Source organism: Nonomuraea sp. NPDC049158, assembly GCF_040648335.1.
Lineage (GTDB): Bacteria > Actinomycetota > Actinomycetes > Streptosporangiales > Streptosporangiaceae > Nonomuraea.
Map to the genome: position 1 here is coordinate 20,773 of NZ_JBEZDM010000052.1, position 24,926 is coordinate 45,698.

The following is a 24,926-nucleotide window of genomic DNA, read 5'->3' on the forward strand; positions in this document are numbered from 1 at the left end:
GGCCGTGGTACCGCCAGCTCTATCCGTGGGTTCTCGTCGGGATGGCGGCCGGCGCCGTCACCGGGCTCCTCGCGCCCGGAGTGGGGAAGTCGCTGGAGCCGCTCGGCGACGCTGTGCTTCTCAGAGAGAGCGGCCGCCGCGTCCGCGGCAACTCCTGGAGATGCCCGCCCCCCACGAGGCGCACCGCATGCCGATAGCACGCGAGCACGACAGCGGGCGCGATCCTGCTCGGTCTGCTCGTGCTCCTCTGGCGGTCGTCGCCGCGATCTACGTCGGCGTGATCATGCGTGCTTCCCGCCCCACCGCCGCTCGGTCCTGACGCCGGACACCCCGACGTCCACCGCGACTCGCCCACCACGACGCCATACCCGGGCCGAGAACCGCTCGGCCGAGGTCGGCGGCGGTTCACCGCTCGGGCAGGGCGATATGCGACACCCGCGAGCGTTCGATATACTGAACGAAGAGTTCATCAATATGTGCTAGTGAGGGTGTCATGCAGGTCCCCGCCTACTACGCGGACACGTACGAAGAGCAGGCCCATACCCAGGTGACCGCCATGGGTGAGCGCGACGGCGCCCCGTGGGTGGCGGTCGAGCACTGTCTGTTCCATCCGCAGGGCGGGGGACAGCCCGCCGACCGAGGGTGGATCGATGGCCACGAGATAGCCCCGTTCCGGGACCACGACTCCGGGCTGGTCGTGGCCGTGGTCTCCGGCGGGGCCGCGCGGCCGGTCTTCTCGGTCGGGCAGCCGGTCGAAGTCCGCATCGACCTTCCGACGCGCATCGCGCATGCCGCGCTGCACACGGCCGGCCACTTGATCGAGGCGGCCGGACGGGCGCAGGGATGGGTGCTGGCCGCGAACAACCACTTCCCCGGCCAGGCCAGGATCGAGTTCACCGCGCCGCAACCCGACGCCCGCCTGGAGACCCCGGAGGGCCGGGAGGACGCCACCGAGACGCTGCGGACGGAGGTCGCCAGGGCCATCGCGCAGGACCTGCCCGTGACCTGGGAGAACGACGCCGAGGGACACCGCGTCGTGCACCTGGCCCAGCTGCACTCGGCCCCGTGCGGGGGCACCCACGTACGCAGTCTCGGCGACCTCGCCGACGTCGTGCTGCCCACGCTGAAGGTCAAGAAGGGGCGGATCCGCGTCTCCTACAGCGCTGCCCACGGGGAACGCTGATGACACCTTCATCCGGCGATCGCCGGCCCGCCAGCAGCACGGCGATCGCGGTCGGGGCGCAGATCCGCCAGCGCCGTGAGCAGCGCGGCATGAGCAGTGCCGAGCTGGCCCGCCGGGCGGGCTTGAGCAAGGCGACGCTGTCACAGCTGGAGGCCGGTCGGGGCAACCCGACCATCGAGACCCTCGACGCGCTCGCGATCGCCCTGCGCCTCCCGCTGACCGACCTCCTGGCCCGCGACACCGACCCGGGGCCGGTGTACGTACCGGGCACCGACCTGGCCGCCGGCGAAGTGGGACGCGAACTGCTGCGCCGTATCAGCAGCGGCAACAGCCTGGAGATCTGGCGGCTGCGCATGCCCCCCGATACGCACCTGGACGGCGTGCCGCACGCGACCGGCACCATCGAGCACCTGCTCGTCTCCTCTGGCCATCTCACCGCCGGGCCCGCTGACGCCCCCACCGACCTGCGCTCCGGTGACCTGCTCGCCTTCGCGGGAGACGCCCCGCACATCTACCGCACCGGCCCTGAGGCGGCCGACGTCACCGTCGTCATCGCCTCCCCCATCATCGGCTGAAAGGCACCCCGCCCGGCCAGGCCTGTCAGCCGACAACATCGTCACCATTCTGAGCACCGGAAATCACCCAGCCTGTGCCGCCGCCGGCAGCCCTGCCGGAGGCGGCGAGGTCGTATTACACGACAGCGGTTCCCTCAAGCTCGACCATCAGGGTGGGGATCGCCAGCCGTGTCACCCCGAGCATCGTGGTGGCCGGCGCCACCCCGGCGGCGCCCAGCCGCGACGCCAGTACGCCGTAGTGCTGGAAGAGCAGATCGACGTCGGTGGTGTAGACGTTGAGCCGGACGAGGTTCGCGAGGGACATGCCGGCCTCGCCGAGCACGGCCTCCAGGTTGTCGAGGGTCAGCGCCAACTGCGCCGCCATGTCACCGTCATGCTGGGGCTTGCCCTCATCGCTCATCGCGGTCTGCCCGGAGCAGTAGAGGGTCCGGGTGTGCCCGGAGACGATCTCACCCTGGTTGTACCCCATCTCCACCGACCACGCCCACGGGTTGACCGCCGTTCGCTCCATTGCCATATCGGCTCCATTCGATTCGTCGACATCACGTACGTCGACCGGCCCATCAGCCGGTCGCGTTGATGAGCCTCCCAACAAATCACGACATCCTGTGTCGTGTATTTCGCTAAAGTTCGCGTATGCGCGCCGACCGGTTGGTCTCGCTGGTGCTGCTGCTGCGCCAGCACGGTCGGCTGTCCGCGGCCGCGCTGGCCCGCGAGCTGGAGGTGTCCACCCGCACCGTGCTGCGCGACATCGAGGCGCTGTCCGCGGCCGGCGTCCCGGTCTACGCCGAACGCGGCCGGCACGGCGGGTTCGCGTTGTTGCCCGGTTTCCGGACCGAGCTCACCGGACTGAACCCCGATGAGGCCCTTGCCCTGCTGGTCGCCGGATCGCGGCGCGGCGCGCAGGCGTTCGGCCTCGGCTCGGCGCTCGCCTCGGCGATGCTCAAGGTGGTTGACGCGCTGCCCGAAAGCTATCGGGACACCGCGGCCGGCGCGGCCGAGCGCTTGCTCATCGACCCGGAGACCGACCTGCTGTCGCGCCGGCTGGTCGCTGAGGAGGTGCCTGACGCCATAGCGGCCGAGGTCCTGCGCGCGGTGTTCGCCGGGCACAAGCTGCGGATCCACTACGCGGCCATGGACCAGACCCCGGAGTGGCGCACGGTTGACCCGATCGGCCTGGTGACCATACGCGACCGGGGCTACTTGCTGGCCATGCGGTCCGGCGCGGACCGTACGTACCGGCTGTCGCGGATCTTGGCCGCCGAGGAACTCGCAGAACTCGCACAGCGACCAGACCGGGTCGACCTGGACCGGGCCTGGCAGGAACGCAGCACCCGGTTTCGGGCCGGCGGTGACCAAGTCACCGTACTGGTACGGCTGAACCCGGCGCGGCGGGAGGAACTGCTGGGCACCGCGCTGGCCGTCCGCACCGAAGAAGCCGACGAGGACGGCTGGCTGCGGCTGGAGGTGACCTTCCAAGATCGTAGACACGCCGAATGGGCGCTGTGGCAGCTCAGCACGGGCGCGGAAGCCCTGGCTCCGCAGTGGTTGCGCGCCTCCCTGCACAACCGCGCCGCCGCGGTCGCCACCCGCTACGGAGCGTCATCCTGAGAGTCGCGTGTCCTCCCCCTTTCGGCATCGGCGAAGGAGGAGGACACATTGGTGGTTACGGGTATTCGGTGAGGTTCGCGACGTTTGTCGAGGAGTTGCTTGGGCCTCCCGTGGAGTTGATGACGTGGGCGATGGTTCCGGTGCCGCCCAGGGAGACCGTCACCATGTGGTGGAAGCGGACCCCCGGTGTGTTCGGTGCCTCGAAGGCCCGGTCGGCCACCACCGCGGAGTTGGCGCTGAAGTAGCAGTAGCTGCCCAGCCCCCAGGCCTCATGCGAGGTGACCGAACCCGCGACCTTGTAGGCGGCCCAGCCCCGGGTGGAGCCGTTCATCCAGGACCCCTGGTCGGGCGGATCGTAGGGCATCTCGTTCTGGAAGAAGTAGGTCCGCCCGCCGTTGCCGTTCCAGATGACCTGGTACTGGTGGTAATGCTCGACGAACAGCCCGTAGAACGTCACGTTGTCGCCGTTGACGACGAGCCCGTTGACGGTCGTGTTGGTGTTCCACCCGACGCCGCTGCCGTGGTCGGCCCGCCAGATCCAGGTGTGGTCACCGATCACGTGGTCGCTGTTGATCACCAGGCTCTGTGACGCCTTGCCCACCCCGGCGCCGCCGACGCGGAAGAAGACGTCGTGCAGCGACGTGGGGTCGGCCGCGTGCGAGGCCGCCGAACCCGCCGGGCCGACCTGCATGAGCGTCGCCGAGTTCACGGTCCCGGCGTCGATCAGCAGCCCGGCGATCTTGACGCCGTCCACATCGGCGACGGTCATCGCCGTGATGCCGTTGTCGGGTACGAACGTCGCCAACCCGAGACCCAGCACCACGGTGTCGGCCCTGGTAACCCTGATCGTGTCGTTCAAATGGTAGACGCCCGGCGTGACCAGCAGGTCCTTGCCCGCGGCCAGTGCCGCGTTGATGTCACCAGCGGTGTTGCCCGGCTTGACGACGAAGAACTGACTGATCGGCAGCGAGGCGCCCGCACCCGGCCACGACACCCCGGCGGAGTTCGACTTCAGCGCGGGCACGAACACCTGGTAGGCCCCCGCCGCGTCGATGTAGAGGAACGGCTTCTCCCGTACCACCGGCGCCTGCGCCACCGTCGTGTACGGCGGGCTGGGGAAGGTGTTGCCCGGCGCGCCGGACACCCCGACAAAGGTCATGTTCCAGTTCGAGCCGCTCCAGGACCCGAACGCCGAATTGCGGGAGATCCACTGCTGTTGCGACCCGGACCTGACCTGACCGTCGATCCGCGAGTCGGAGATCCACCCGCCGCTCGACCAGCCGCCGTCGTCCAACTGCAGGTTTCCGCGCACATGCATGCGCCGGTACGGCGCCGCCTGCGAGACCGCCCACCGGTCCGTGCCGCCCGCCGGGGTGACCGAGAGGTTCTCGGCGGAGCGCCAGAAGTTCTGCGTGGCGTTGCCGCCGAACCAGTCGGCCTCGGCGTGCACGGCCCCGTTGATCGTCACCGCGTCCGGCGTCTGCCCCAGGCCGAGGACCTGGGTGTAGAAGCCGACGTTGACGTCCACGCTGTAGGCGCCCGGCTTGAACAGCAGCGCGTACCGGTTGGACCCGAACTGGTTGGACTGCTGCTGGCTGAACACCGAGTTGAGCTGCGACTGGATGGTGGAGGCGGGCATCGACGGGTCGAAGACGCGCACGTTCGGCCCCAGGTCGGGATTGGGACCGGCGCCGCCGCCCGACAGGGTGAACGACTGCGCCGCCGTGCCGTTGCAGGTGTACTGCTGCAGTTGCACGCTGTCGGCCGTGGAGGCGCCCGGCACGTCGAGGCACTTACCGCTGTTCCTGTTGACCAGGTGGTACGCGCCTCCGGATTCCACCACCGGCAGCCACTGCTGGTTGGTGCCGCCGCCGTAGGCCCACAGCTGGACCGGCGCGTTGTCGGCGGTCGAGACACCGGTCACGTCCCAGGCCTGCGCGGCGTTGAGCGAACTGGTGACCTGGTAGTAGCCGCCGCCGGTGGCCTGGAACTGCCACAGCTGCGCGCCGCTGCCGTTGCACGCGTACTGCTGGACGGCGGTGCCGTTGGCGGTGGCGGCGGCGCGGGCGTCGACGCACTTGCCGCTGTGCTTGGCGACCACGCTGGTCAGGCCGGTGGGGACGGCTGCCTGCGCGACCGGCATGAGGACGAACCCGGCCGCGATCAGCACGAGGACGAGGAGAGTACGCATCAGAACCCCGCCGTCACTCTGGTGAAGTCCCAGGCGTTCTGGGAGACGCCGCTACAGGTTTCGGACAGGCCTCCGGAGCAGGGGCGGTCGCGGTTGACCGACCAGAAGGCGAGCCTGGTCAGGCCGTGGGAGTCGGCGTAGTCGCGGATCTGGCTCCAGGTGGCGACCGAGGTGACCTCCGACTGGTCGGACAGGCCGTTCATGCCGGAGATGCCCATGTGCGCGTACGCCGTGGCGTCCGACCAGCCGAACGCCGCCTTCAGGGCGTTCTTCAGCCCTTCGGCCGCGTTGACCGTGCTCTGGTACATGTTCGAGCCGCCACCGAAGTCGAACGGCATGATCGTGTAGTTGTCGATCGGGACGCCGAGCTCCCTCGACCGGTTGATCAGCCGGGTGCCCGCGCCGGCCGGGCCGCTGGTGGAGGTGCCGAAGGTGAGGATCACCTTGACGTTCGGATTGCTCGCCTTGACGATCTTGAGGCCGTCGAGTATGCGGTCCTGGACGGTGTAGTTCTCGTACTCGTCGGTGTTCTCGATGTCGAAGTCGACGGCCGCGGGTCCCAGGGCGTTGATGACCTGCTGCACGGCGCCCGCGTACGCCTCAGGCGTCGCGCAGCTGGGGCCGAGCTTGTTGCCCGACCAGCCGCCGAAGGAGATCTGGACGCTGCCGCCCTTGGACTTGATCGTGTTGATCGCCTGCTGGTCGGCGCCGCCGGTCAGCGCGCGCGAGCCGTCCCAGCGTGGCGTGCAGCCGCCGCCGGACAGGATGAAGGCCATCGTGAAGGACTTCACGCCGGTCGCGTCCATAACCGATCCCGGGTTGGGCGGGCTGGCCCACCCCGTGTAGAGGTACGGGGCGCCGGGCAGCTTGCCGGGATGGGGGGTGCCGTCGCCGGAGGGCAGCGTCCACTTCTGGTTGGCGCCGGTGCCGCAGCTCCAGATCTGCAGCGGTGTGCCGTCGGCCGAGCTGACGTTGGTGGCGTCCAGGCACTTGCCGAGCGCTCGCAGCGTGCCGTCGGAGGCGGCCGTCCACTGCTGCGCGGCGGTGCCGTTGCAGTCGTAGATCTGCAGCTTGGTGCCGTTGGCGCTGCTCGCTCCCGCCACGTCCAGGCACTTGCCGAGTGCGCGGATCGTGCCGTCGGACTGCGTGGTCCATGACTGGGCGGTGGTGGCGTTGCAGGTCCAGAGCTGGACCTGGGTGCCGTTGGCGCTGTTGGCGCCCGCGACGTCGACGCACTTGCCGCCGTAGCCGGTGATCTGGCCGGTGGCGGCCGAGGCCGGGGAGGCGAGGCCTCCCACGGCTAACGCCGTCACGCAGGCAAGGATGAATCCTCGTCTTTTCATGGGTGGTGTCACTTTCTGTGGGGGGTGTACGCCGGTGGCCGGCCGCCGGCGTGGGTGAGCACCATGGGGCTAAGAGGAATTCACGGTCGTGACCTTACGGTGACCGTACGGTGACCGTACAAGAGCGTCAATACTTAATTTAAGAGTTGACGCCACCTCGCCTGGCTCATTCTCACGTGCCGGCCCCCGCCGGCTGTCGGGAACGCGGCGGCGGTCGACGACGTGCCGATGGACCAGTGGAGCCCGGAGGAGTTGTCGGCCCACGTGCAGTGCATGCGTGACTTCGCCGCCCGGCTGGAGGACACGGGCGAGTTCCTCGACAGCCCGTCACCAAGTCTCCCCCGGCTGCTGCCCCGCCTGCTGACCGGCTGTACCAGCGGGGGAGTGCGGGGCCGGTCCCGCGAGAACTGCCCAGGGCGGCCGTCCTCGCAGGCCCGGTCTGGCTTGTACCAGCGGGGGAGTGCGGGAACCGGCGGTCGGGGTGATGCTGTCGGGCTGTCAGTGGGGTGGATCAGTCAGACGATGGCAGTCGGCTGGCAGCTGTCGGCGGTTCCAGAGCCGGGTCCTGTTCGTCGGGTGTTCTCGGGCGGGGCCTGGGGCGGTTGGGTACTCGTACGTCAGGTCAAGCAGTCTCCGGGGCGGCCTGCAGGTAGGCGAGCACCGCCATCACCCGCCGGTTGTGGTCGTCGGACGGCGGCAGGCCGAGCTTGGCGAAAATGTTGTTGGTGTGCTTGCCGATCGCCTTGTCCGTGATCTGGAACCGGGTGGCGATCGCCATGTTGGACAACCCCTCCGCCATCAACGACAGCACCTCCCGCTCCCGAGGAGTCAGCTCACCCAGCGGCTCGTCGCGGCTGTGACGGCTCAGGAGCTGCGAGATCACCTCGGGATCCATCACGGTGCCGCCGGCGGCCACCTGACGCACCGCGTCCACGAACCGGTCGACGTCACCGACGCGATCCTTGAGCAGGTAACCCACCCCGCCAGGCCGGTCGGAGAGCAGCTCGCGGGCGTACAACTGCTCGACGTACTGCGACAGGATCAACACCGGCAAGCCCGGCACCAGCCTGCGCGCCTCGAGGGCCGCGCGCAGCCCCTCGTCGGTGTAGCCGGGCGGCAGCCGCACATCGATCACGGCGACATCCGGACGGTGATGGACGAGCGCGTCGAGCAGCATCGGAGCGTTGTCCACCGCCTTGACCACCTCGAAGCCGTACGCCGTCAGCAAGCGGATCAACCCATCCCTGAGCAGGGCGAGATCTTCGGCTATGACAACGCGCACAGCAACTCCATGGTGAGCTCGGTAGGGCCGCCGAGAGGACTGCGGACGATGAGCCGGCCGTCGAAGGCCGACAGGCGCGCGTCGATGCCCCGGATGCCGCTGCCGCGGGCCCGGTTGGCTCCGCCGCGGCCATCGTCGCACACCTTCACGCGCAGCAGGCCGCCCACGTGAGACAGCCGCAGCCACACACGCGACGCGCCGCTGTGCTTGGCCACGTTGGTGAGCGCTTCGGCGACGGCGAAGTAGACCGCGGACTCGACCGGCGCCTCCAGCCGGCCCGGCAGCTCGATCTCGACTGTCACCGGCACCGGGCACAGCAGTGCGGCGGCCTGGATCGCCCCGGCCAGTCCGCGGTCGGTCAGCACCGGAGGATGGATGCCGCGCACCAGGTCACGCAGGTCGGTCAGCGCCTGGCCGGCGACCTCCCTGGCCTCGTCGATCATCAGCTGGGCCTGGGTGGGATCGCGGGCGTTGCGGGCCAGACCCAGGTTCATCCGGATCGCGATCAGCTTGGCCTGCGCGCCGTCGTGCAGATCGCGTTCGATCCGGCGCAGCTCGGCCGCCTGCGCGTCCACCACCACGGCCCGCGACTTGGTCAGTTGCCGGATGCGCGCGGCCGGGGTCGCGTCAGGCAGGAGCAGCTTCCCCGCCAGCCGCGCCTGCCCGGTGCGCAGCACGGGCACCGCCATGACGGTGATCACCGCGATGGCCACGACGGCCACGCTGAAGGCGAACGTCGTCAGGCCGCTGACCACGACCACCTGCACCTGCGAGAAGATGTAGTCGAACGCGGCCAGCAGCGCCCAGATGACGAGCGCCGGGCCGTGCCAGGTGAGGCCGTGCACCACCAACCACGCCAGATCCCGCCAGGTCCCCGCATCCCGCAGCGCGAGGACCAGCGGGATGCGCGGTCTCCTGTGCCATCGGTACAACCGGTCGTTGGCCGGATCGAGCACCCGGCTCGCCCAGTCACGCTGCAGCCGCGCCAGAGACCGCACGAGCGCGAGCACGTGGACCAGCAGCGGCAGGCCGAGCCCGGCCACCGGGACCAGCGCGAGGCTCACCAGCAGCATGGCGAGCAGCGCCAGCGCGGCCACGCCCGTGGCGGCGTTGAGCAGCAGCCCACCACCTGCGGAGATGAGGTTTCGAATGCCGGTCACGCCAGAAGTCTGCCCGATGCGCGGCTCGCGGTCGGTAGGTCTAGGCCTACCTCCGGAGGTGGGAATCTTCGCCCCGGCCGGTGGGCGCACCCCCATCGAGATCGGCGGCTTGAGCCGGAAGGCTGGCGGCCGTCAACCGAAGAAGGGAGGGCAGGCCGTGATCGAAGTGAGCGGGCTGACCATGAGATATGGCGACAAGGTCGCCGTGGACGACCTGACATTCAGCGTGAGACCGGGACTGGTAACCGGCTTCCTCGGCCCGAACGGCGCGGGGAAATCCACCACCATGCGCGTCGTGCTCGGCCTGGAGGTGCCCCACGCCGGCAAGGCCCTGGTGAACGCCCGTCCATACGCGTCGATGCCCAGGCCCATGCGCTCGATGGGAGCGCTGCTCGACGCCGGGGCGGTGCACGGGGGCCGCAGTGCGCGGGCGCATCTCGCCTGCCTGGCCCGTAGCAACGGCATCGGCCGTGCCCGGGTGGCCGCCGTCCTCGAGCAGGTCGGCCTGACGGGCGTCGCCGACGAGCGGATCGGCGGCTTCTCGCTGGGCATGCGGCAACGCCTGGGGATCGGGGCGGCGCTCCTCGGAGATCCGGGCGTGCTGATGTTCGACGAGCCGCTGAACGGCCTCGACCCGGAGGGCATTCGCTGGCTGCGCGACCTGCTGCGCTCGCTGGCCGACGAGGGCCGCACCGTGCTGCTGTCCAGCCACTTGATGAACGAGATGGCGCTCACCGCCGACCACGTCATCGTCATCGGACGGGGCCGGCTGATCGCTGATACCCCCATCGATGCCCTGGCCGGCCACTTCCAGCGCGACGTGCTGGTCCGCACGCCCGACCCGGCCCGCCTCACCGCCATCATGCACGCGCAAGGTGCGACGGTGATCCCTGAGGACGACGGCGCCTTGTCCGTACGGAACCTCGACGCGGCCAGGATCGGCGCACTGGCGCTCTCCGGCGGCATCGCGCTGGCGGAGCTGTCCCCGCGCGGCGCCTCCCTGGAGGAGGCCTTCATGCGGCTCACCGAGGACAGCACGGAATACAGGGCCGGTGCCGGGGAGGCCGTCCGATGATCGATGTGATCGCTTCCGAGTGGCTCAAGCTCCGCTCGCTCCGCTCGAACCTCTACCTGCTGGCCTGCTCGGTGGCGGCCGTCCTGGCCTGCGCCGCCGTGGCGTTCATGATCGGCCGCGGGTTCGACACCGAGTCGCCTGACGAGCGGATGGCCTTCCCCGGCAACGGTGACGGCCTTGGCAACGGGATCGCGGTCGCCTACTTCGTGTTCGCCACGCTGGGCGCCCTCACGATCACCTCCGAATACAGCACCAAGATGATCCAGACGAGCCTGGTCGCCGTGCCGCGCCGGCACGCGTTATTGCTGGCCAAGGTTCCGGGTCTGGCCGCGGTCGCGCTGGTGGCGGGTCAGATCCTGGCGTTCGCCATGCACGCGGCCGCCATGGTGGTGCTCGGCGACCGGGCCGGCCAGTTGCTCCGCGACGGCCAGACGCTGGGCACGTCACTGTCGGAGCCGGGCGTGCTCGCCTCGGTGATCACCGCCGGGTTGTCGATGGCGGCCTTCGCCTTGATCGGGCTGGGCGTCGGGGCAGCTGTCCGCTCCACCCCCGGTGCCCTGGTCGTGCTGACCGTGATCATCGTGGTGCTGCCGGTGGTGGCCAAGACGTTGCCCTCAACCCTGCGCGCCCAGGTCGTCTCGTTCATGATCGAGAATCTGCCGCTCCAGATCGCGGGGGTCGGCGGTGGGCTGCTGTCGCCCGCGGCCGCGGCGGGGCTGCTGGTCGCGTACGTGATCGCCGCGCTGACGGCGGGCGCGACGGCGATCGCGCTCAAGGGACGCCGGATCAAAGCCCTGGCCCTCGGTGCGGCCGCCACCGTGCTGCTGTCGGTGGTTCCCGCCGCCGCGTCCGGTTCGCCCGACTCTGGCTCGTCCTCGCTGGACTGGGCGGCCTGCACGGACAAGGAACTGTCCAAGGAGATGAGGTGCGCCTCGATCGAGGTGCCCGTGGACTGGGCCAAGCCATCCGGCAGGAAGATCCGCCTGACCGTCGGCATGCTGCCGAACACCGGTGCCGAACGCCGCATCGGCGCGGTGTTCGCGGTCCCCGGCGGCCCGGGCGGTTCAGGCGTGAAGGACCTGAGCACGTACGCGGGCAGTTTCTCCGAACTGCGCAGACGTTTCGACATCGTCACCGTCGAACCGCGTAACACCATCGACAAGGGCGTGCTGCCGTACAAGTGTCTGATCGGCGGCCCGTGGATCACTCTGCCCGACAGCCCCGCCGAGTACGCCGAGCTGGGCCGGCGCAACGGGGAAGCCGCGCAGCGCTGCCGCGCCGCCGACTCGGAGTACTTCGACCACCTCGACTCGGCGTCCGTGGCGCGTGACATGGAGGCGATCCGTGTCGCGCTGGGCGAGGCGCGGCTGAGCCTCATCGGCTCCTCCTACGGCGGCGTCCCCAGTGTCACCTACGCCCGCCTGTTCCCCGCCCGCGTCCGGGCGGTGGTGGTCGACGGCACGGTGAGCCCGACCATGGATGACGTGGAGGAGAGGCTCACCAGCGAGAAGTCCTTCGAACGCTTCGCTGTCTGGTGCGCGGCGACCACCGCCTGCGCCCTGCACGGTCAGGACGTCGGCGAGGTATGGCGGGCGCTGATCAAGCGCGCCGACCGATCGCCGATTCCGATCAGGGGAGAGCCGTCGCAGGTCTCCTACAGCGGGTTCGACCTCAAGGAGGCCGCCATTCCCAGCGTCATCTCGCCTGGTCAGAAGCCTGACTATCCGCGATGGACGCAACTCGCCGAAGCGATCAAACGGGCCGTGGGCGGCGATGCCTCCGGATTCGCCGACTACGTCCGGCAGGGCACGTCCAGCCTCAAGGTCCCCTCGGCCATCGGCATGAACATGACCCACTGCGCTGATGGCATGGGATACGACTCCTACGAGGAATACCGCGAAAAGCGCCGTAAGGGGGAGCGGCTGCTGCCCAACTTCTCCGGTATCGAGTTGTGGCACCGGCTCGGCTGCGTCGGCTGGCCCACCTCCGTCACCAACCCGTTCGAACCGCTGCCCACCAAGGGACTGCCGCCATTCCTCGGCGTCGGCTCCTGGACCGACTTCGACCCGTCCGCGGACCTCGTACGGCGCGTACCCGGCTCGGCGGCGATCCAATACCAGGGGTACGGCCACGCGCTCTACAACAGCGGCGTCTCCTGCATCATCGGGCACGTCAACCGCTACCTGACCAGCCTGCGCCTCCCTCCACCCGGCACCGCCTGCCGCCCCGCCGAGTGAAGCTCGGCATGGCGGTGCAGACTTTGGCTAGGACGTCCAGATCGAGGCATTCACCGTGCCGGTGCCGCGGGAAGCGTGAGCCATCCGGCCACGGCACGGGGGCGGGCCACGTCTTGGAAGCGGGCGGATCCCAACCTTCACACCTGGCCGGTGAAACTGCGGCAATGCCAGGAAGGATGTGAAGAGATGAGGTGAGCCGCGAAACGGAAACGCGCCCCGAGCCGCCGACGTGAACACCAAGACCCCGGCAACCCCACTCACGTTGCCGGGGTCTTCCCGCTTCCATGACTCCTCTTGATCATGAGGCAGATCTGTGGATGTCCCGGCCCAGCTAGATCGGGAAGCTGCCGCGGCGGATGCGCCAGTGGCGGCCGGCCTTCAGATGGTCGACGATCGCGCGCTGGAGCACGGTGCGACGCGGCAGCTGGTCGAGCGGCGTGGTCAAGGTGCGGAACACGAATCGCAGCACCTCGACGTCGGCGTCCTGCCCCTCCGGCTCCTCGTAGGGCTCCAGCTCGAACCTCCGCTGGAACCGGACGATGTTGGAGTCCCCGGGCAGGTACTCCAGTAGCTGCGGGTCGAGCAGCCACGAGCCGCAGGAGAACGTCGTGTAGCGCTCATCGGGAAAGTGGCGAGGGAAGAACGCGCGGGCCTCGTCGAGAGACGCGGCGACCGCCTCCGGGGTCATCGGTCCCGACTCGGGGATGTGCAGGTCGATGGTGGCGCCGCCGCGATGGTACTGCAGCCGGCCCAGCTCGTAGATGGCGCCGCGCGCGTGCAGTGTCAGCCAGCTCTGCATGACCGGCCAGCCCTCGCGGTGCATCCGCCGGTCGATCGCGAGATTGCGGCCCAGATCCGCGAGGGTCACCCACGACACGGCATCGGCGATGCCGTGGTCGCGGTGGTAGCCCATGGCGACGTCGACCAGGGCCAGGTACGCGTAGACGTAGAGATGCCGCCAGGCGGGGCCCCGTTCACGCGCCAGCTCCGGGCCGGGCGGCAGCCAGCCGTGCCCCCCGAGATCGGCGCGGACCAGGGCGATCGAGCGGTCGAGCAGCCAGCGCAGCTCCGGAGTCCACAGGGGAGAGCCGGGGTCGGGCCAGCCCGCCATGATCTCGGCGGCGTCGTCCGGCCGCGCCGCGAGCCGGTCGAGGATCGCGGGCGCGTCGGCCTTGGCGGGCAGCGGAGCCGACGGCCGGTCACCGGCGAGCCGGCGCACGCGGTCGACGTCCTCGACGGGTACCCCGAGCCGAGCGGCGATGTCGTCCAGAGCCACGCGGACGATCCTACGATCACCGGCCACGCCACGGCGAAGAGTCAGGGGATCTGCCTTGTGTCCTGTTTTGTTGACCTCCTGCTCTCCTCGGCACGAGAGGGCTGCGAGCAAGGTCACCAACTGCTGACTGTGAAGCGCGGAAGATTGACCGAGCGTTTCCTTCTTTACGGGTTGACCGTACGGAAGGCTGATGACCCCGCCGCCGGGAGAGTTCTCCTGGCGGCACGGCGAGCGGTGGTCTCACAGTCAGCTGTTGTCGCGGTGGCTGCCTTTGAGGAAATACCCTAGGAGCGCGGAGTGGTGCGCTTTCAGCGCGTCGGGATGCACGAGCCAGTATGAGTACGCCTCGGCGTAGAACTCCCTGCCGTATTTGTCGACCGTCGACCAGTACGACTTCGAGTAGTTCGTCAGCTCAACGTCGATGCTGTTGGCGTTGGCGTAGTGGACGAAATTCTGCTCGCGACCGGTGCGGTTCTGCTCACGCCCCGTATGCGTCTCGTTCCAGGTTATCCGGCGGAGTTTGATGTCGCACCAGCGGATGAGCTCCTCGTAGAAGGGCCGCCAGGGCGTGTCGGCCGGCATGGCCTGCGCCTCCCGCTTGAGATCTGCGTATTCGTGCGTCTTGAACTCGCCTACGATCAGCTTCTTTCCCCAGTTGTACAGGCGGGTGAGTGCCTGGTATTCCGCGCTGACCGCGTCCACGAGATCGGAGGCGGCGGAAGCGCTGGCCGCTTCCTTCTTCATCTTTTTGAGGTGCTCGGCGAGCGTCGTCAGCTTCCCGCCCGCCTTCTCGCACTCGGAGATCAGGCCGGCCGCCTGGGGCGAGTTCTGCTGCACCGCGTTGTAGGCGTTGACGGCGAGGCTCTGCACCTTGCCGATCTCCACGAAGTTCTGATACCGGAGCTGTATGGCATCGTCGATCAGGGCCTGTGATATCGGCCCGTACCCTTTGACGGTGCCAGGCTGGCGGCCTTCCACAGTCAGTTTGGTGTTGTTCCACGCGTCGATCCGGGGGGGTGCGGATTCGACCGCGTGGCCGACCTCGTGGAGGATGGTCCGCACGCTGGGCGGGTACACCTGGGCGCCGCTCCCGTGGAAGCCCTTGTCGTCGCCCTCGAACGCCTTGTTCGCCACGCTGATCTTGCCGAGCGAGGTGATGTGCGGAGCCAAGCCGTATTCGAACACGGCAAGGACGTAACCGTTGTGCACGGTGGTCTGCAGGGAGTCCACGCGAGCGATCTCGAGGCCGCGCACCGCGTCGAGGTCCGCGTCCGGGACCAGGGACAGCGCGCGGCGGAGCTTGGTCAGCTCGACAGCGCTCCAGTTGCCGGTGATCGTGACCGCGTACTTCTGGGTGATGTCCTGCTGCAGCTGGCCGATGCCGGCCTCCGCCGTGCTGAGGGGAACGCCGCGGCCCACGAGGGTGGCGGTTCCGTTGCGCTCCTTGTCGTAACGGAAGACGACCTGCCCGACGCCCGAAGCGCCGAGTGGCACGATCTGCCGGTAGGTCTTGCCCGCCCCGTACCGGGAGTATTCGGCGAGCAGCCACACCAGGGCATGCTGTTCCTGCTCGGCGATGTCGTGCACGCTGTTGGGGTCGATCTCGGCCCGGAGTATCCCGGAAGAGACCACCTTCGTCTTGACCACCTCGGCGGTGAGGGGGGAGGGCAGGTTGACCTGTGGCAGGGCGCCGGTCTCGTAGCCGACGTTGTACTTGCTGATGTGCATGATCGGTTCCTTGCATGGTGTCGTGGTCCGACTGCGGCACGGAACGTTCCAAAAGCGCCTTCAGCGGAATGGAGGACGCGCGGTGGGGTGACACTGGGTGGGATGCCCGGGACGCTATGCGCGGGGGCAGGACATGTCAATGAGTCTCGAGACACCGAAATTTAGGGCAGACGTTTGGGTCTGGCCGTTGCCCGGCAAATGATCAAATCCCATTTCCCAGAAGCGGGCACCGGCGTCGCGCATGACCACATCAGGACGTCACCGGCAGCGAATTTCTCCAGATACGCCGTCATAATCGACGGCAGGAGGTGTCCATGCCATTCTTTGTCCGGCCGGTGGAGTCGTTGCTGTTGCCGGCCCTGCGAGACCATGGCGACAGCTCGGTCGAAGCGCTGGTCGCCTATTCAGGGCTGTCGCCCGAGGACGTGCGCAATGCGCTTCCCGCATTGCAGCGCCGCGGCCTGGTCATCGAGAGCGGTCCCGGCCGGTACACACTGACCGATTACGGGGTCAAGACCAGCCTGAACGCCACCCCGGGCAGCCCCCGCGACCGGGTGACCGGCGTCTTCCTCCTTGACGACGAGGCCGAGGAAGCGGCGAGCGGCACCTCCGAGGACGAGCTCAACAGCGCGCTGGACGACGCGCTGGGTGCCGGCGACGACGTACCCGACCAGTAGGGCGGCAGAGGATGCAGCATTCCGCGTGGTTCTCCGTGCTGTCGGCGGCCATCGCCGGCGGGGTGACGCTCTTCGACATGGACCAGACGTTCATCGTCGGCGACGTGTCGGGCTACCGGGTCTACCGATCCGTATGGTGGTGGGGGTTCATCGTCGTCAACAGTGTGACGGCCGTGGCGGTCTTCTTCGGGCTGCGCGCGCTGACGGCCTTCCAGGGCTGGAACTCCTGGCTGTTCGCCTCCGGCATCGGTGTGACCTACCTGGCCTTCGTCCGGTTGAAGTTCGCCACCGTGTCCTACCAGAACACCGAGATCCCCATCGGGCTGGACACCTTCTATGAGTCGGGACGGCAGTTCGTCTTCAAGAGGATCAATGAGGAGATCAAGGCAAACCGGGCACAGCGGGCGCAACGGCTGATCGACGACAACGACCTGAAAGGGCTGGGCAACAAGGTCCGGCTGGACATCAATCTGGACGCGTTGCTCACGCCGGAGGAGCGGAAGACGCGGCTCGCCTGGCTCCTCACGGTCCTCCAGGATCCCGGCTTCGACGAGGAACAGAAGAAGACGACCCTGGCCGTCTACCTCGCCTCGGGCACCCAGGTCTGACCACGGTGGCCATCCCCTACACGCCGGGAGCCTTCGGGGATCTGGTCTGCCCGCGCTGTGGAGAGCTCCTGCCCGAGGCCGTCTACTGGATGGTGCTGACCCCGGACAGCGCCCCCGAACTGCTCGACCTGCTCGACGAGGGCCGCCTGAACCTGGTGGAGTGCGCCGTCTGCGGCGACCTCGGCGACCTCAGCGCCCCTGTGCTGTGGGCCGACGATGACCGGAGCATCCTCCTCTACGACACCTTCACCGCCTCCCGCGAGGAGTCGGCGGTCCGGGCGGAGATCTTCGCGCTGCTGGAGGAGCGGGGCGGGTTCGACGTGGGGGCGCTGCGCGGCAACTCTCTGTCCGTACGCAACTTCCGTGAGCTGAACGACTTCCGTGAACTCGACGACGAGTGGTTCGCCCTCGCGCTCGAAGGGATCCGGCTGCGCGAGGCCCGGATGGGCATCTTCGGGCAGGCCAGGGTCGAGGCGATCTGCCGGGACATCCGCACCTCGCCGATCTTCTTCATCAGCGACTACGAACGCTCCGCCGAGCTGCTCGGACGCCCCGAGCTCTGGCACGGGGACGAGGCGCGGAGCGTCCGTGAGGTGCTCGACGGCGCGCTCGACCCGGACGACGAGACGTTGTCCCCCGGGTCGAAGGTGAAGAGCCTGCCGCCGTCCGCGCTGGAGTGGTTCCACACCGCGCTCGACGCGGCCAGGCAGGTCATCACCGGCGAGATCGACGATATCGGCGAGCTCATCGGGGCGGAGCGGGCCGTCGGCGTCCTCCTGGACAGGGACATCTCTCTGACCCCCGCGGAGGCCGAGCGCTTCGGCGAGGCCGCGATCGGGTGGGACGCGCTCCTGAACGGGCTGCCGGACCTGCTCGAACACCTCGCCGGGGAGCCGGCCGAAGAGCCTCCGGCCGCCCCTGAGAATCGCGGGGTACGCCAGGTCATGCGCACCCTCGGCGGAGGAGAGTGGCAGCCCTTCGCCTGGAACGACACCGACGTCATCGAGCCGCCCGACGGACTTGAAGAGGCCGTCGCCGCGTACGAGGCCGGACGGTACGAGGAGGCATTGGAGCGGACGCTGCTGGTGGAGCGTTCCTGCCGACCCGACCAGAGGCGGCTGTGCGCGCTCTACACCGCGATGCTGACCTTGGAGTGCGGCCGGCCCTATGGACGCGGCATGGCCTGGGACGCGATCGAGGCGACGATCACCGACATCCAGCGCACCGGCCGGGTGGAGCTGAACGAGCTGACCGGGCTGGCGCATGTCCAGCGCGTGGTCGGCGAGGTGGAGAGGTCGATCGGGGAGTTCCAGTGGGCCCTCAACCATCAGCTCAGCGCGTTCGACCTCTATCTGAGTCTCGAGGACTGGGGCTGGCTGTCCGAAGTCGGCCCTGCCCTCGTCGTCTCCCTGGTGGCGTTCGGCCGCCAAGGCGAGGCGTTCGAGATCGCCGACCTGCTGGACACGGAGGAGATCGGGCACAGGATGCCCCGCGCGCTGCTCGCGGAGATGTTCGGCGCCCTGGCCTCGGCCGTGAACCCCGGACTGGAGATCGTCTGTGATCTGGGCACCGGGGAGATCGGCGCCATATACCTGGGCGGGGCCAAGTCGATGGCCGTGGTGGAGTTCCGCAGCCCCGACGCTCCCGCCGAGGCCGGCACGCTGATCGTCGGGAATCACTGCCTGAACGAGCTGGTCCGGGCGCTGGCCGACGCGGAGGATCCCGCTGACCGGTTACGGCTGCTCCTGGCGATCCTTCAGGCGGAGGCCGGCTTCCTGGCCGGCGGCCGCGCGCCACGGGAAACGGTCAACGGCAGCCTGATCCGGAGCGTGCACCAGCTCGTGGTATTGGCGCTCCAGGCCGCGGGAGACGATCCGCCGCAGAGCCTGGTGACGGACATCGCCCTCGCCTTCGCGCTGGCCTGTCAGGTGGCGGTCACCGAGGCGCTGCAGGCAGACGAGATCTTCGCCCGTGGCGGCGCGACAGGCGACCTGTCGGTCCGGTTGTGGGGATCGGCGCTGCTCACCGGCAAGGTGGCCTACGCGCTCGACCGCATCCTGGACGAACGGCGCCGCAACACCATGACCGCGCACGGATGGTTGACCGAGGCGGTCCTCACCGGCTACGCGCTGGCCTTGGAGTCCGCGGGAGAGCTCGACCAGGCCATCGACCTCTACCAGGAGCTGATACCCCGCGCCGAGAAGCGGCGTTCGGCCTTCCTCAACCGGATGCTCACGCTCTGGGCCCAGGCCACGATGACCCCGCCCTACATCCGGCTCTCGCGCTGCCTTTTCGCCCGCTACGTGTCCGGTGGAGACTTCCAGGACGCCCTCCTCGCGGGCGACGCGCTCGAACGGCATCGCGCCCGGGAGCTCAGGCAGCGGGGTATCGTCCTGACCGGGACGGAGCCGTCCCGGTGGCTGGTCTCACCGCTCACGTCGGCCGCGGCCACGCTGCCGGACGGGCACGCCGTCATCTGCGTCGGCATGCATCCCCACACGGTTCGCGTCGAGGGCCGGTGGATGGCGGTCGGGCTCCCCGCCGACGGAGTCGGCGGGTGGGCGGAGGAGACCACCCCGCCCGAGCTGCTCTTCGAGGCCCACCTGTGGTTCTCCGACCGGATGCAGGAGGCGGCGCAGGCGGTACGCGAGGCACGGATCGCCACCATGGAGGAGTACGCCGGCATCCTCGAACGGTTCGTCCCGGCCGCGGACGTCCACGAGCGCCTCGCCACGCTCTGGCAGGCACTGGGGGCGGGTGCCGGACGCTTCGGCGAGCTGCACCTCAGCACCGAGGGCTACGCGCTCCAGCTGCCGTGGTCGGCGGCCGCCCTGGTCTCGGCGGGAGAAGAGCCCGTGGTGCGGGTCATGGCGACCACAGCGCTGGTCGGACGGCCTCAGCGGCCGGCCGAGCCGGTTCCGACGATCGTCGTCGCCGTTCAGGACGACCGGTCGGAGCGCGCGAACGCGCAACTGCTGGAGGCGGGTGGCGACCTGGCCGAGCTGATCTACTCGGAGCAGCCCTCGGACGAAGCCGACGTCGGGGTCCGCCTCCAGGCGGATCTCCACCGGGTGAGCTCGGCCGACGCCCTCGTACTCCTGGGTCATGGCCGTCGCGGCCGCGGCCTCACCCACGCGCTGCACGATCTCACCACGCAGCCGCGCACGGTCGTCCTGCTGGGCTGCTGGTCGGCCCACATCGACCAGGACCTCTCCCACATGGAGGTCGAGGGCCTGGCCGTCTCGCTGCTGGCCTCCGGCGTCGAGGCGGTCCTCGCCTCCCTCTGGCCGGTGACCCTGGAAGCAGGTGCCCTGCTCACCTCCCGCTACCTCGCCGAGCTGAGCCGCGGAGTCCCACCCGGACGCGCCTTCGCCACGGCCCGCACCGTACTCCGCTCCGACCCCCGCTTCGACCATCCGGCCGTTTGGTGTGGCTTCACCCTCTTCGGCTGAAGCGCGCGGTCAGGATCAGGCCGGGTCGTTCGTCGTGTCCGCCCGGTTGGGCAGGAAGATCTCCTCGATGGTCAGGTCGAAGACGTCGGCGATGGTGAACGCCAGGGGCAAGCTGGGGTCGTACCGCTCGGTCTCGATGGCGTTGATGGCCTGTCGGGAGACTTGGCACCGGTCGGCCAGGTCGGCCTGGCTCCACCGGCGGGCTGCTCGCAGTTCGCGTAGCCGGTTCTTCATCGGTGCAGGCGGGTGCGCAGGTCGGCGATCACCAGCCAGATCGCCACCCCGCCGATAAGGATCAGCTGCGTGAGCTGATGGAGCTGGATGACGCCCGCGGCGTCGAGCACGGTGGCCACCTGCAGTGCCACGAGGACTGCCGCGAAGGCGATGGCCATGCTTTCCAGCTGGACCTTGCGCAGGTACTCGTCCGCCCGCCGGAACGCCCGCAGCAGGACCCAGGCCACGGCGAGCGCGAACACGGCGGTGGCCGCAATCCACCAGGCCTTCTGGACGGCGCTCTGGTCGGGATCACTGCCTAGCGCCAGGGCCACCGGGCCCAGAGTGGCCACGGGTAGGCCGTCGATGAGGACAGCGCGGCGGGCCGCGCGCGTCACTTGGTCCTGCTGTTTCACCATGGCACGAAGGTAAAGCAGACCTTCCATACAGTCAAGCGTCCTTGTCTTTATGGAAAGCAGACCTTACATTCATGCCATGCTGAACGAGAAGCGACCCCGCTCGCTGTCCGGTGCGGCTCACGCTGCCCGCACCGAGCGGCCCCCACCCGATCGGCACCGTCTGGTTGCACCTGGTCGACCGGTCACGCATCGATCCATGGCAGCCTTCCCGCCCGGCCCGTGAACTCATGGTCCAGCTCTGGTACCCCGCGCGCGCCGCCCATGGCCACCCGTTCGCGCCGTGGATGTCACCCGCCGCCGTCCCCTTCTTCGAGCAGGCGCAGCGCATCCCACCCGGCACACTGCTCCTGCCGACCTCCCATGCCCGGGTGGCCGCACCGGTGGACCGCGGCCGGTACGGGCGGCCTGTCGTCGTGTACTCGCCCGGCCTGCGCAGCGATCGCAGCCTTGGCACCCTTCTGATCGAGGAGTTGGCCAGCCACGGCTACCTCGTCGCGGCCATCGACCACACCTACGACGCCGACCAGGTCGAGTTCCCCGGCGGACGCGTGGAGAGTTTCGCCATCACCGGTGAGGTCGACGACGCCCTCATCGGCAAGGCCCTGATGGTGCGTACCGCGGACACCCGGTTCGTGCTGGATCAGCTCACGGCGCTCAACGCCGGACACAACACGGACGCCGAGCGGCGGCCCCTCCCACCCACCCTCACCGGCGCGTTCCACCTGCCCCGCACCGGCATGCTCGGCCACTCCCTCGGCGGCGCCACGGCCGCCGCCGCCATGCGCGCCGACCGGCGCCTGCGGGCCGGCGTCAACCTGGACGGCAGCCTCTTATCACCCGCCACCGCGGGCACCGACCGGCCCTTCCTGCTGTTCGGCAGCGACCCCGGTCCGGGTCCGGAGGATCCCAGCTGGGACCAGTTCTGGGCCGGCCAGCACGGCTGGAAACGCGAACTGGCCCTCACGGGCTCCACCCACACCTCGTTCACCGATCTCGAAACACTCCTGCCCCAGGCCGCGCCCCGCCTCGGGCTCACACCCAGCCAAGTCACGCAAGCGATCGGCACCCTCGACCCGTACCGCGCCATCCACGCGCAACGCGACTACGTACGAGCGTTCTTCGACCTTCATCTACGCCACCACGACAACCACCTGCTCCAGCGCTCCTCACCCCGCTACCCGCAGATCCGGTTCATCCGCTGAGGGATCGACCGTCTCCCTTGGAGGGTCGCACTGCCAGCCGCGAGCCGGTGGCCGGCCCTCAGCGAGGGCTTGATCTTCCCCGAGGATTCCGCAGGTTCTGATATCCGGCTCTCCCATCGGCTTCGCCTGATCGCGGCGGCGCCCAAAGAACGTGCCCGGCGTCGGGGATCGATGGGGCAGCCGTTAGCGCGAAGCCCGTTCCTGGGCCGCAGCCGTTCGAACGAGCGGCAGTACGACCAGACGGTCAAATACGCCACCGCGCTCCGGCTCGGGACGGCGGAGGCCGAGCAGGTGCCTCGCCCCCGCACCTCGGTGGCAGCGAGCGGGGTCCCGCAGGGAGGTCGGCTCAGGCAGGCGGTGCGGGCCGACACGCACGCCCCCGCAAGGTAACGGTCGCCTGGCCCGTCGCCAGACGAGCTGGCAGGGTCGTTCAGGGCCTGCGGCCGTGGAAGGTGCGGCGCAGGTCGCTCACCCAGGCGTCGGGGTTCTCCCAGGGGATGAAGTGGCCGCCGTGGTCGTGGGCGTTGACGTTGACGTGGTTGAACCAATCGGCCTGCGGGCCGGTCTTGAACGCCCGGACGCGCTCGCCGGCGGTGTGGATGCCGGGCGGGTTCTCGTACGTGACGAAGGTGAGGCCGACCGGGGCCCGCACGACCGGGGTGCGGTCGTGGGCGGGGGCCCAGGGGTAGCGGTTGGCGTTGGCGTAGTAACGCATCGACGTGGCGATGGAGTTGTTCACCCAGTAGATCGTGGCGTGGGTGAGAAGGTCGTCCTTGGTGAAGACGGACTCGACGTCGCCGCCGTTGTCGCTCCAGGAGTTCCAGCGCTCCAGCAGCCAGGCGAGCAGTCCGGCGGGTGAGTCGCTCAGCCCGTGGGCCAGGGTGGCGCCGTCGAGCATGTGCACGGTGAGGTGGGACGCCGAGCGGTGGTCCAGTTCGATGATGCGGGCGCGGACGTCGGCCGGCTGGTCGTCGGTGAGGGGCCGATTCCGGGCGAAGTCCCAGGCGCGGGGGCCGGTGAAGAAGTCGAGCGGCAGCCCGGAGCCGATGTGGATGCCGTACAGCTCATCGGCGTACTTGTGGCCGAGCTGGCTGGAGACGATCCCGCCGATGTCGCAGCCCCCGGCGGCGTACTTCTCATATCCCAGGGTCTCGGTCATCAGGGTGTGCCAGAGGTCGGAGACCTTCCAGAAGTTGACGTCCGAAAAGCCGGTGAGCGGGCCGGGGAAACCGAATCCGGGCAGGGACGGCACGATGACGTCGAACGCGTCGGCGGGGTCACCGCCGAACGCCGCCGGGTCGGCGAGCGGGTCGATCACCTTGGACCAGTGCCAGAACGTCCACGGCCAGCCGTGGGTGAGGATCAACGGGATCGGGCGAGGGCCGCGGCCGGGCTTGCGCATGAAGTGCACTGGGACACCGGCGACGCTCACCTGGTAGTGCTCGTAGGCGTTGATGGCGGCCTCGGCGTTACGCCAGTCGTATCCGTCCCGCCAGTAGGCGACCAGCTCACGGAGATAGCCGTCCGGGACGCCATAGGACCAGTCCTCATTCGCCTCGTCCAGCGGCGGACGGGTCAATGTGAGACGGGTGCGCAGGTCATCGAGGACCTCGTCGGACACATGGATCGGGGTGGGCTCTAGGGGGAAGGCGCGCGGGGTGGTCATGGCTTGGTTCCTTACTGGGAAAGGGGCCAGCGGTGTCGTCGGCCGGTTGGGTGGCGAACCGGGCCGTTTCCGGAGTGCGGGCAGTTGATGATGGTGCGGGTCGAGTTGGCCGGCCAGGCGACCGATGCGCTCCTTTCGCCGCGACTCGACCACCCTGGCACCGGCGCGGATACTCAACGGCTCTGACGATGGGATGTTTCCACATCCGCCCCGGGGAGGATCTCGTGTGTCGCTGCCTCTAGGAAGTTCGAAATCTCGTTCGCGACGACGTCGGGCATCTCGAGACCACACAGGTGGCCGAGCTCGCTCAGCAGGACCGCACGGCTTCCAGGGATGCGCCGCACGTCGTCGAGCTGCTTGGCTTGATCTACGACGACGTCCTTTCCGCCGAGTATGTAGCAGGTCGGTACGCGTAGCTCAGGTAGCTCGTCGGCCTGGCTGGTCAGCGCGCCGCCCGCCAGCCAGCCGTGCCACATCTGTTCGGTGACGGTCAGCATGCTGCTCGTCAGACTCGAGGTCTTCGAGGGATCCACCGAGATCGCCGCCACTCCTTGCGTGAGAGCCTCGACGTTGCCGTACGCGGCATCGAAGCCGGCGATCACCTCGTCCCCGGCCGTCGTCCCCGCGGCGTTCCACGGAACGACGCCGACCAGCGCACGGACCTCGTCCGGGTAGTCGAGCGCGATACGCACCGCGATCGCACCGCCAAGGGAATAGCCGACCAGGCAGTAGGTGTCGACGCCCGCGTCATTGATCGCGTCGTGCAGGGTCGCGGCCAGCGTGGGCAGCCTCCCGTCCGCCGGCGCGCGTACGGACTGACCATGTCCGGGCAAGTCGAAAACCAGGACGCGGAACCCGCTCAGGTGTCGCGCGATTCCGGTCATGAGGTCAGCCGAGGCGCCGAATCCCGGCAACATGACAAGTGTCAGCGGGCCCTGGCCGTGTTCCTCCCAGTAAATGCCTGAACTGGTGTGGGGCATCGCGATCTCCTTAACTTCGGCGAAGGTTGCCGGGTATGCACGTACGGC

General features: G+C 69.0%; 21 protein-coding genes. 10 read left to right on the top strand and 11 right to left on the bottom strand.

The window, feature by feature from the left end:
* The first annotated feature begins 493 nt into the window (after positions 1–493).
* Together AB0B61_RS52620 and AB0B61_RS52625 are read left to right on the top strand one after the other, a co-directional pair.
* Positions 494–1,183 (top strand): hypothetical protein, encoded by a 690-nt coding sequence (locus AB0B61_RS52620; RefSeq protein WP_358449007.1) that lies wholly within the window; start codon positions 494–496, stop codon positions 1,181–1,183.
* Complete coding sequence (locus AB0B61_RS52625; RefSeq protein ID WP_358449009.1) at positions 1,183–1,758, top strand: XRE family transcriptional regulator; 576 nt, start codon at positions 1,183–1,185, stop codon at positions 1,756–1,758. The genes AB0B61_RS52620 and AB0B61_RS52625 overlap by 1 nt, the downstream gene beginning before the upstream one ends.
* Before the next feature lie 115 nt (positions 1,759–1,873).
* On the opposite strand, the gene AB0B61_RS52630 is transcribed toward AB0B61_RS52625, so the two are convergent.
* On the bottom strand, positions 1,874–2,269 hold the full coding sequence (locus AB0B61_RS52630) for a RidA family protein (RefSeq protein WP_358449069.1): 396 nt from the start codon (positions 2,267–2,269) through the stop codon (positions 1,874–1,876).
* Positions 2,270–2,394: 125 nt separating this feature from the next.
* On the opposite strand from AB0B61_RS52630, the gene AB0B61_RS52635 reads away from it, so the two are divergent.
* Positions 2,395–3,369, top strand: a complete 975-nt coding sequence (locus tag AB0B61_RS52635; RefSeq protein ID WP_358449011.1) for a WYL domain-containing protein — start codon at positions 2,395–2,397, stop codon at positions 3,367–3,369.
* 55 nt (positions 3,370–3,424) lie between these two features.
* On the opposite strand, the gene AB0B61_RS52640 is transcribed toward AB0B61_RS52635, so the two are convergent.
* From AB0B61_RS52640 to AB0B61_RS52655, 4 genes are all read right to left on the bottom strand, one after another.
* Positions 3,425–5,560 carry an RICIN domain-containing protein gene (locus AB0B61_RS52640; RefSeq protein WP_358449013.1) on the bottom strand — a complete coding sequence of 712 codons (2,136 nt, stop codon included), beginning with the start codon at positions 5,558–5,560 and terminating at the stop codon, positions 3,425–3,427.
* Positions 5,560–6,873, bottom strand: coding sequence for a ricin-type beta-trefoil lectin domain protein (locus AB0B61_RS52645; RefSeq protein ID WP_358449015.1), 1,314 nt, complete (start codon positions 6,871–6,873; stop codon positions 5,560–5,562). The genes AB0B61_RS52640 and AB0B61_RS52645 overlap by 1 nt, the downstream gene beginning before the upstream one ends.
* Positions 6,874–7,525: 652 nt before the next feature.
* On the bottom strand, positions 7,526–8,185 hold the full coding sequence (locus AB0B61_RS52650) for a response regulator transcription factor (RefSeq protein WP_358449017.1): 660 nt from the start codon (positions 8,183–8,185) through the stop codon (positions 7,526–7,528).
* Complete coding sequence (locus AB0B61_RS52655; protein WP_358449019.1) at positions 8,170–9,345, bottom strand: histidine kinase; 1,176 nt, start codon at positions 9,343–9,345, stop codon at positions 8,170–8,172. Before AB0B61_RS52655 ends, AB0B61_RS52650 begins: the two co-directional genes overlap by 16 nt.
* A 157-nt stretch (positions 9,346–9,502) precedes the next feature.
* Here AB0B61_RS52655 and AB0B61_RS52660 point away from each other — a divergent pair, with 157 nt between their 5' ends.
* Both AB0B61_RS52660 and AB0B61_RS52665 read left to right on the top strand, forming a co-directional pair.
* On the top strand, positions 9,503–10,420 hold the full coding sequence (locus AB0B61_RS52660; RefSeq protein ID WP_358449021.1) for an ATP-binding cassette domain-containing protein: 918 nt from the start codon (positions 9,503–9,505) through the stop codon (positions 10,418–10,420).
* Positions 10,417–12,657 (top strand): alpha/beta fold hydrolase, encoded by a 2,241-nt coding sequence (locus tag AB0B61_RS52665; protein WP_358449023.1) that lies wholly within the window; start codon positions 10,417–10,419, stop codon positions 12,655–12,657. The genes AB0B61_RS52660 and AB0B61_RS52665 overlap by 4 nt, the downstream gene beginning before the upstream one ends.
* A 331-nt stretch (positions 12,658–12,988) precedes the next feature.
* Here AB0B61_RS52665 and AB0B61_RS52670 read toward each other — a convergent pair whose 3' ends face one another.
* A complete protein-coding gene (locus AB0B61_RS52670; RefSeq protein ID WP_358449025.1) occupies positions 12,989–13,933 on the bottom strand; it encodes an acyltransferase domain-containing protein in 945 nt (314 codons plus the stop codon).
* Between the two features lie 246 nt (positions 13,934–14,179).
* Complete coding sequence (locus AB0B61_RS52675) at positions 14,180–15,661, bottom strand: hypothetical protein (protein ID WP_358449027.1); 1,482 nt, start codon at positions 15,659–15,661, stop codon at positions 14,180–14,182.
* Positions 15,662–15,975: 314 nt separating this feature from the next.
* Between AB0B61_RS52675 and AB0B61_RS52680 the strand changes: the two genes are divergently transcribed.
* Genes AB0B61_RS52680 through AB0B61_RS52690 form a run of 3 tightly spaced genes read left to right on the top strand, consistent with a single transcriptional unit; the run spans position 15,976 to position 20,398 of the window.
* Positions 15,976–16,338 carry a hypothetical protein gene (locus AB0B61_RS52680; RefSeq protein WP_358449029.1) on the top strand — a complete coding sequence of 121 codons (363 nt, stop codon included), beginning with the start codon at positions 15,976–15,978 and terminating at the stop codon, positions 16,336–16,338.
* 11 nt (positions 16,339–16,349) lie between these two features.
* Entirely contained in the window at positions 16,350–16,946 is a 597-nt protein-coding gene (locus tag AB0B61_RS52685; protein WP_358449031.1) for a hypothetical protein, read from the top strand.
* A 5-nt stretch (positions 16,947–16,951) separates the two neighbouring features.
* Positions 16,952–20,398 carry a CHAT domain-containing protein gene (locus tag AB0B61_RS52690; protein WP_358449033.1) on the top strand — a complete coding sequence of 1,149 codons (3,447 nt, stop codon included), beginning with the start codon at positions 16,952–16,954 and terminating at the stop codon, positions 20,396–20,398.
* 15 nt (positions 20,399–20,413) lie between these two features.
* On the opposite strand, the gene AB0B61_RS52695 is transcribed toward AB0B61_RS52690, so the two are convergent.
* Both AB0B61_RS52695 and AB0B61_RS52700 read right to left on the bottom strand, forming a co-directional pair.
* A complete protein-coding gene (locus tag AB0B61_RS52695; protein ID WP_358449035.1) occupies positions 20,414–20,632 on the bottom strand; it encodes a helix-turn-helix transcriptional regulator in 219 nt (72 codons plus the stop codon).
* A complete protein-coding gene (locus AB0B61_RS52700; protein WP_358449037.1) occupies positions 20,629–21,030 on the bottom strand; it encodes a hypothetical protein in 402 nt (133 codons plus the stop codon). Before AB0B61_RS52700 ends, AB0B61_RS52695 begins: the two co-directional genes overlap by 4 nt.
* 110 nt (positions 21,031–21,140) lie before the next feature.
* Between AB0B61_RS52700 and AB0B61_RS52705 the strand changes: the two genes are divergently transcribed.
* Both AB0B61_RS52705 and AB0B61_RS52710 read left to right on the top strand, forming a co-directional pair.
* The gene (locus AB0B61_RS52705) at positions 21,141–22,232 is read left to right on the top strand and encodes a lipase (RefSeq protein WP_358449039.1); all 1,092 of its coding nucleotides are present in this window, start codon (positions 21,141–21,143) and stop codon (positions 22,230–22,232) included.
* 171 nt (positions 22,233–22,403) lie between these two features.
* A complete protein-coding gene (locus AB0B61_RS52710; protein ID WP_358449041.1) occupies positions 22,404–22,622 on the top strand; it encodes a hypothetical protein in 219 nt (72 codons plus the stop codon).
* A gap of 40 nt (positions 22,623–22,662) precedes the next feature.
* On the opposite strand, the gene AB0B61_RS52715 is transcribed toward AB0B61_RS52710, so the two are convergent.
* Both AB0B61_RS52715 and AB0B61_RS52720 read right to left on the bottom strand, forming a co-directional pair.
* Positions 22,663–23,898: an epoxide hydrolase gene (locus tag AB0B61_RS52715; protein WP_358449043.1), complete on the bottom strand. Its 1,236-nt coding sequence runs from the start codon at positions 23,896–23,898 to the stop codon at positions 22,663–22,665.
* Between the two features lie 173 nt (positions 23,899–24,071).
* On the bottom strand, positions 24,072–24,878 hold the full coding sequence (locus tag AB0B61_RS52720; protein WP_358449045.1) for an alpha/beta hydrolase: 807 nt from the start codon (positions 24,876–24,878) through the stop codon (positions 24,072–24,074).
* Positions 24,879–24,926: the final 48 nt, after the last annotated feature.

Coding starts and splice junctions, on each gene's coding strand:
- AB0B61_RS52620 (WP_358449007.1), top strand. CDS start 494: ATGCAGGTCCCCGCCTACTACGCGGACACGTACGAAGAGCAGGCCCAT.
- AB0B61_RS52625 (WP_358449009.1), top strand. CDS start 1,183: ATGACACCTTCATCCGGCGATCGCCGGCCCGCCAGCAGCACGGCGATC.
- AB0B61_RS52630 (WP_358449069.1), bottom strand. CDS start 2,269: ATGGAGCGAACGGCGGTCAACCCGTGGGCGTGGTCGGTGGAGATGGGG.
- AB0B61_RS52635 (WP_358449011.1), top strand. CDS start 2,395: ATGCGCGCCGACCGGTTGGTCTCGCTGGTGCTGCTGCTGCGCCAGCAC.
- AB0B61_RS52640 (WP_358449013.1), bottom strand. CDS start 5,560: ATGCGTACTCTCCTCGTCCTCGTGCTGATCGCGGCCGGGTTCGTCCTC.
- AB0B61_RS52665 (WP_358449023.1), top strand. CDS start 10,417: ATGATCGATGTGATCGCTTCCGAGTGGCTCAAGCTCCGCTCGCTCCGC.
- AB0B61_RS52675 (WP_358449027.1), bottom strand. CDS start 15,661: ATGCACATCAGCAAGTACAACGTCGGCTACGAGACCGGCGCCCTGCCA.
- AB0B61_RS52680 (WP_358449029.1), top strand. CDS start 15,976: ATGCCATTCTTTGTCCGGCCGGTGGAGTCGTTGCTGTTGCCGGCCCTG.
- AB0B61_RS52685 (WP_358449031.1), top strand. CDS start 16,350: ATGCAGCATTCCGCGTGGTTCTCCGTGCTGTCGGCGGCCATCGCCGGC.
- AB0B61_RS52695 (WP_358449035.1), bottom strand. CDS start 20,632: ATGAAGAACCGGCTACGCGAACTGCGAGCAGCCCGCCGGTGGAGCCAG.
- AB0B61_RS52700 (WP_358449037.1), bottom strand. CDS start 21,030: ATGGTGAAACAGCAGGACCAAGTGACGCGCGCGGCCCGCCGCGCTGTC.
- AB0B61_RS52710 (WP_358449041.1), top strand. CDS start 22,404: ATGGGGCAGCCGTTAGCGCGAAGCCCGTTCCTGGGCCGCAGCCGTTCG.
- AB0B61_RS52715 (WP_358449043.1), bottom strand. CDS start 23,898: ATGACCACCCCGCGCGCCTTCCCCCTAGAGCCCACCCCGATCCATGTG.
- AB0B61_RS52720 (WP_358449045.1), bottom strand. CDS start 24,878: ATGCCCCACACCAGTTCAGGCATTTACTGGGAGGAACACGGCCAGGGC.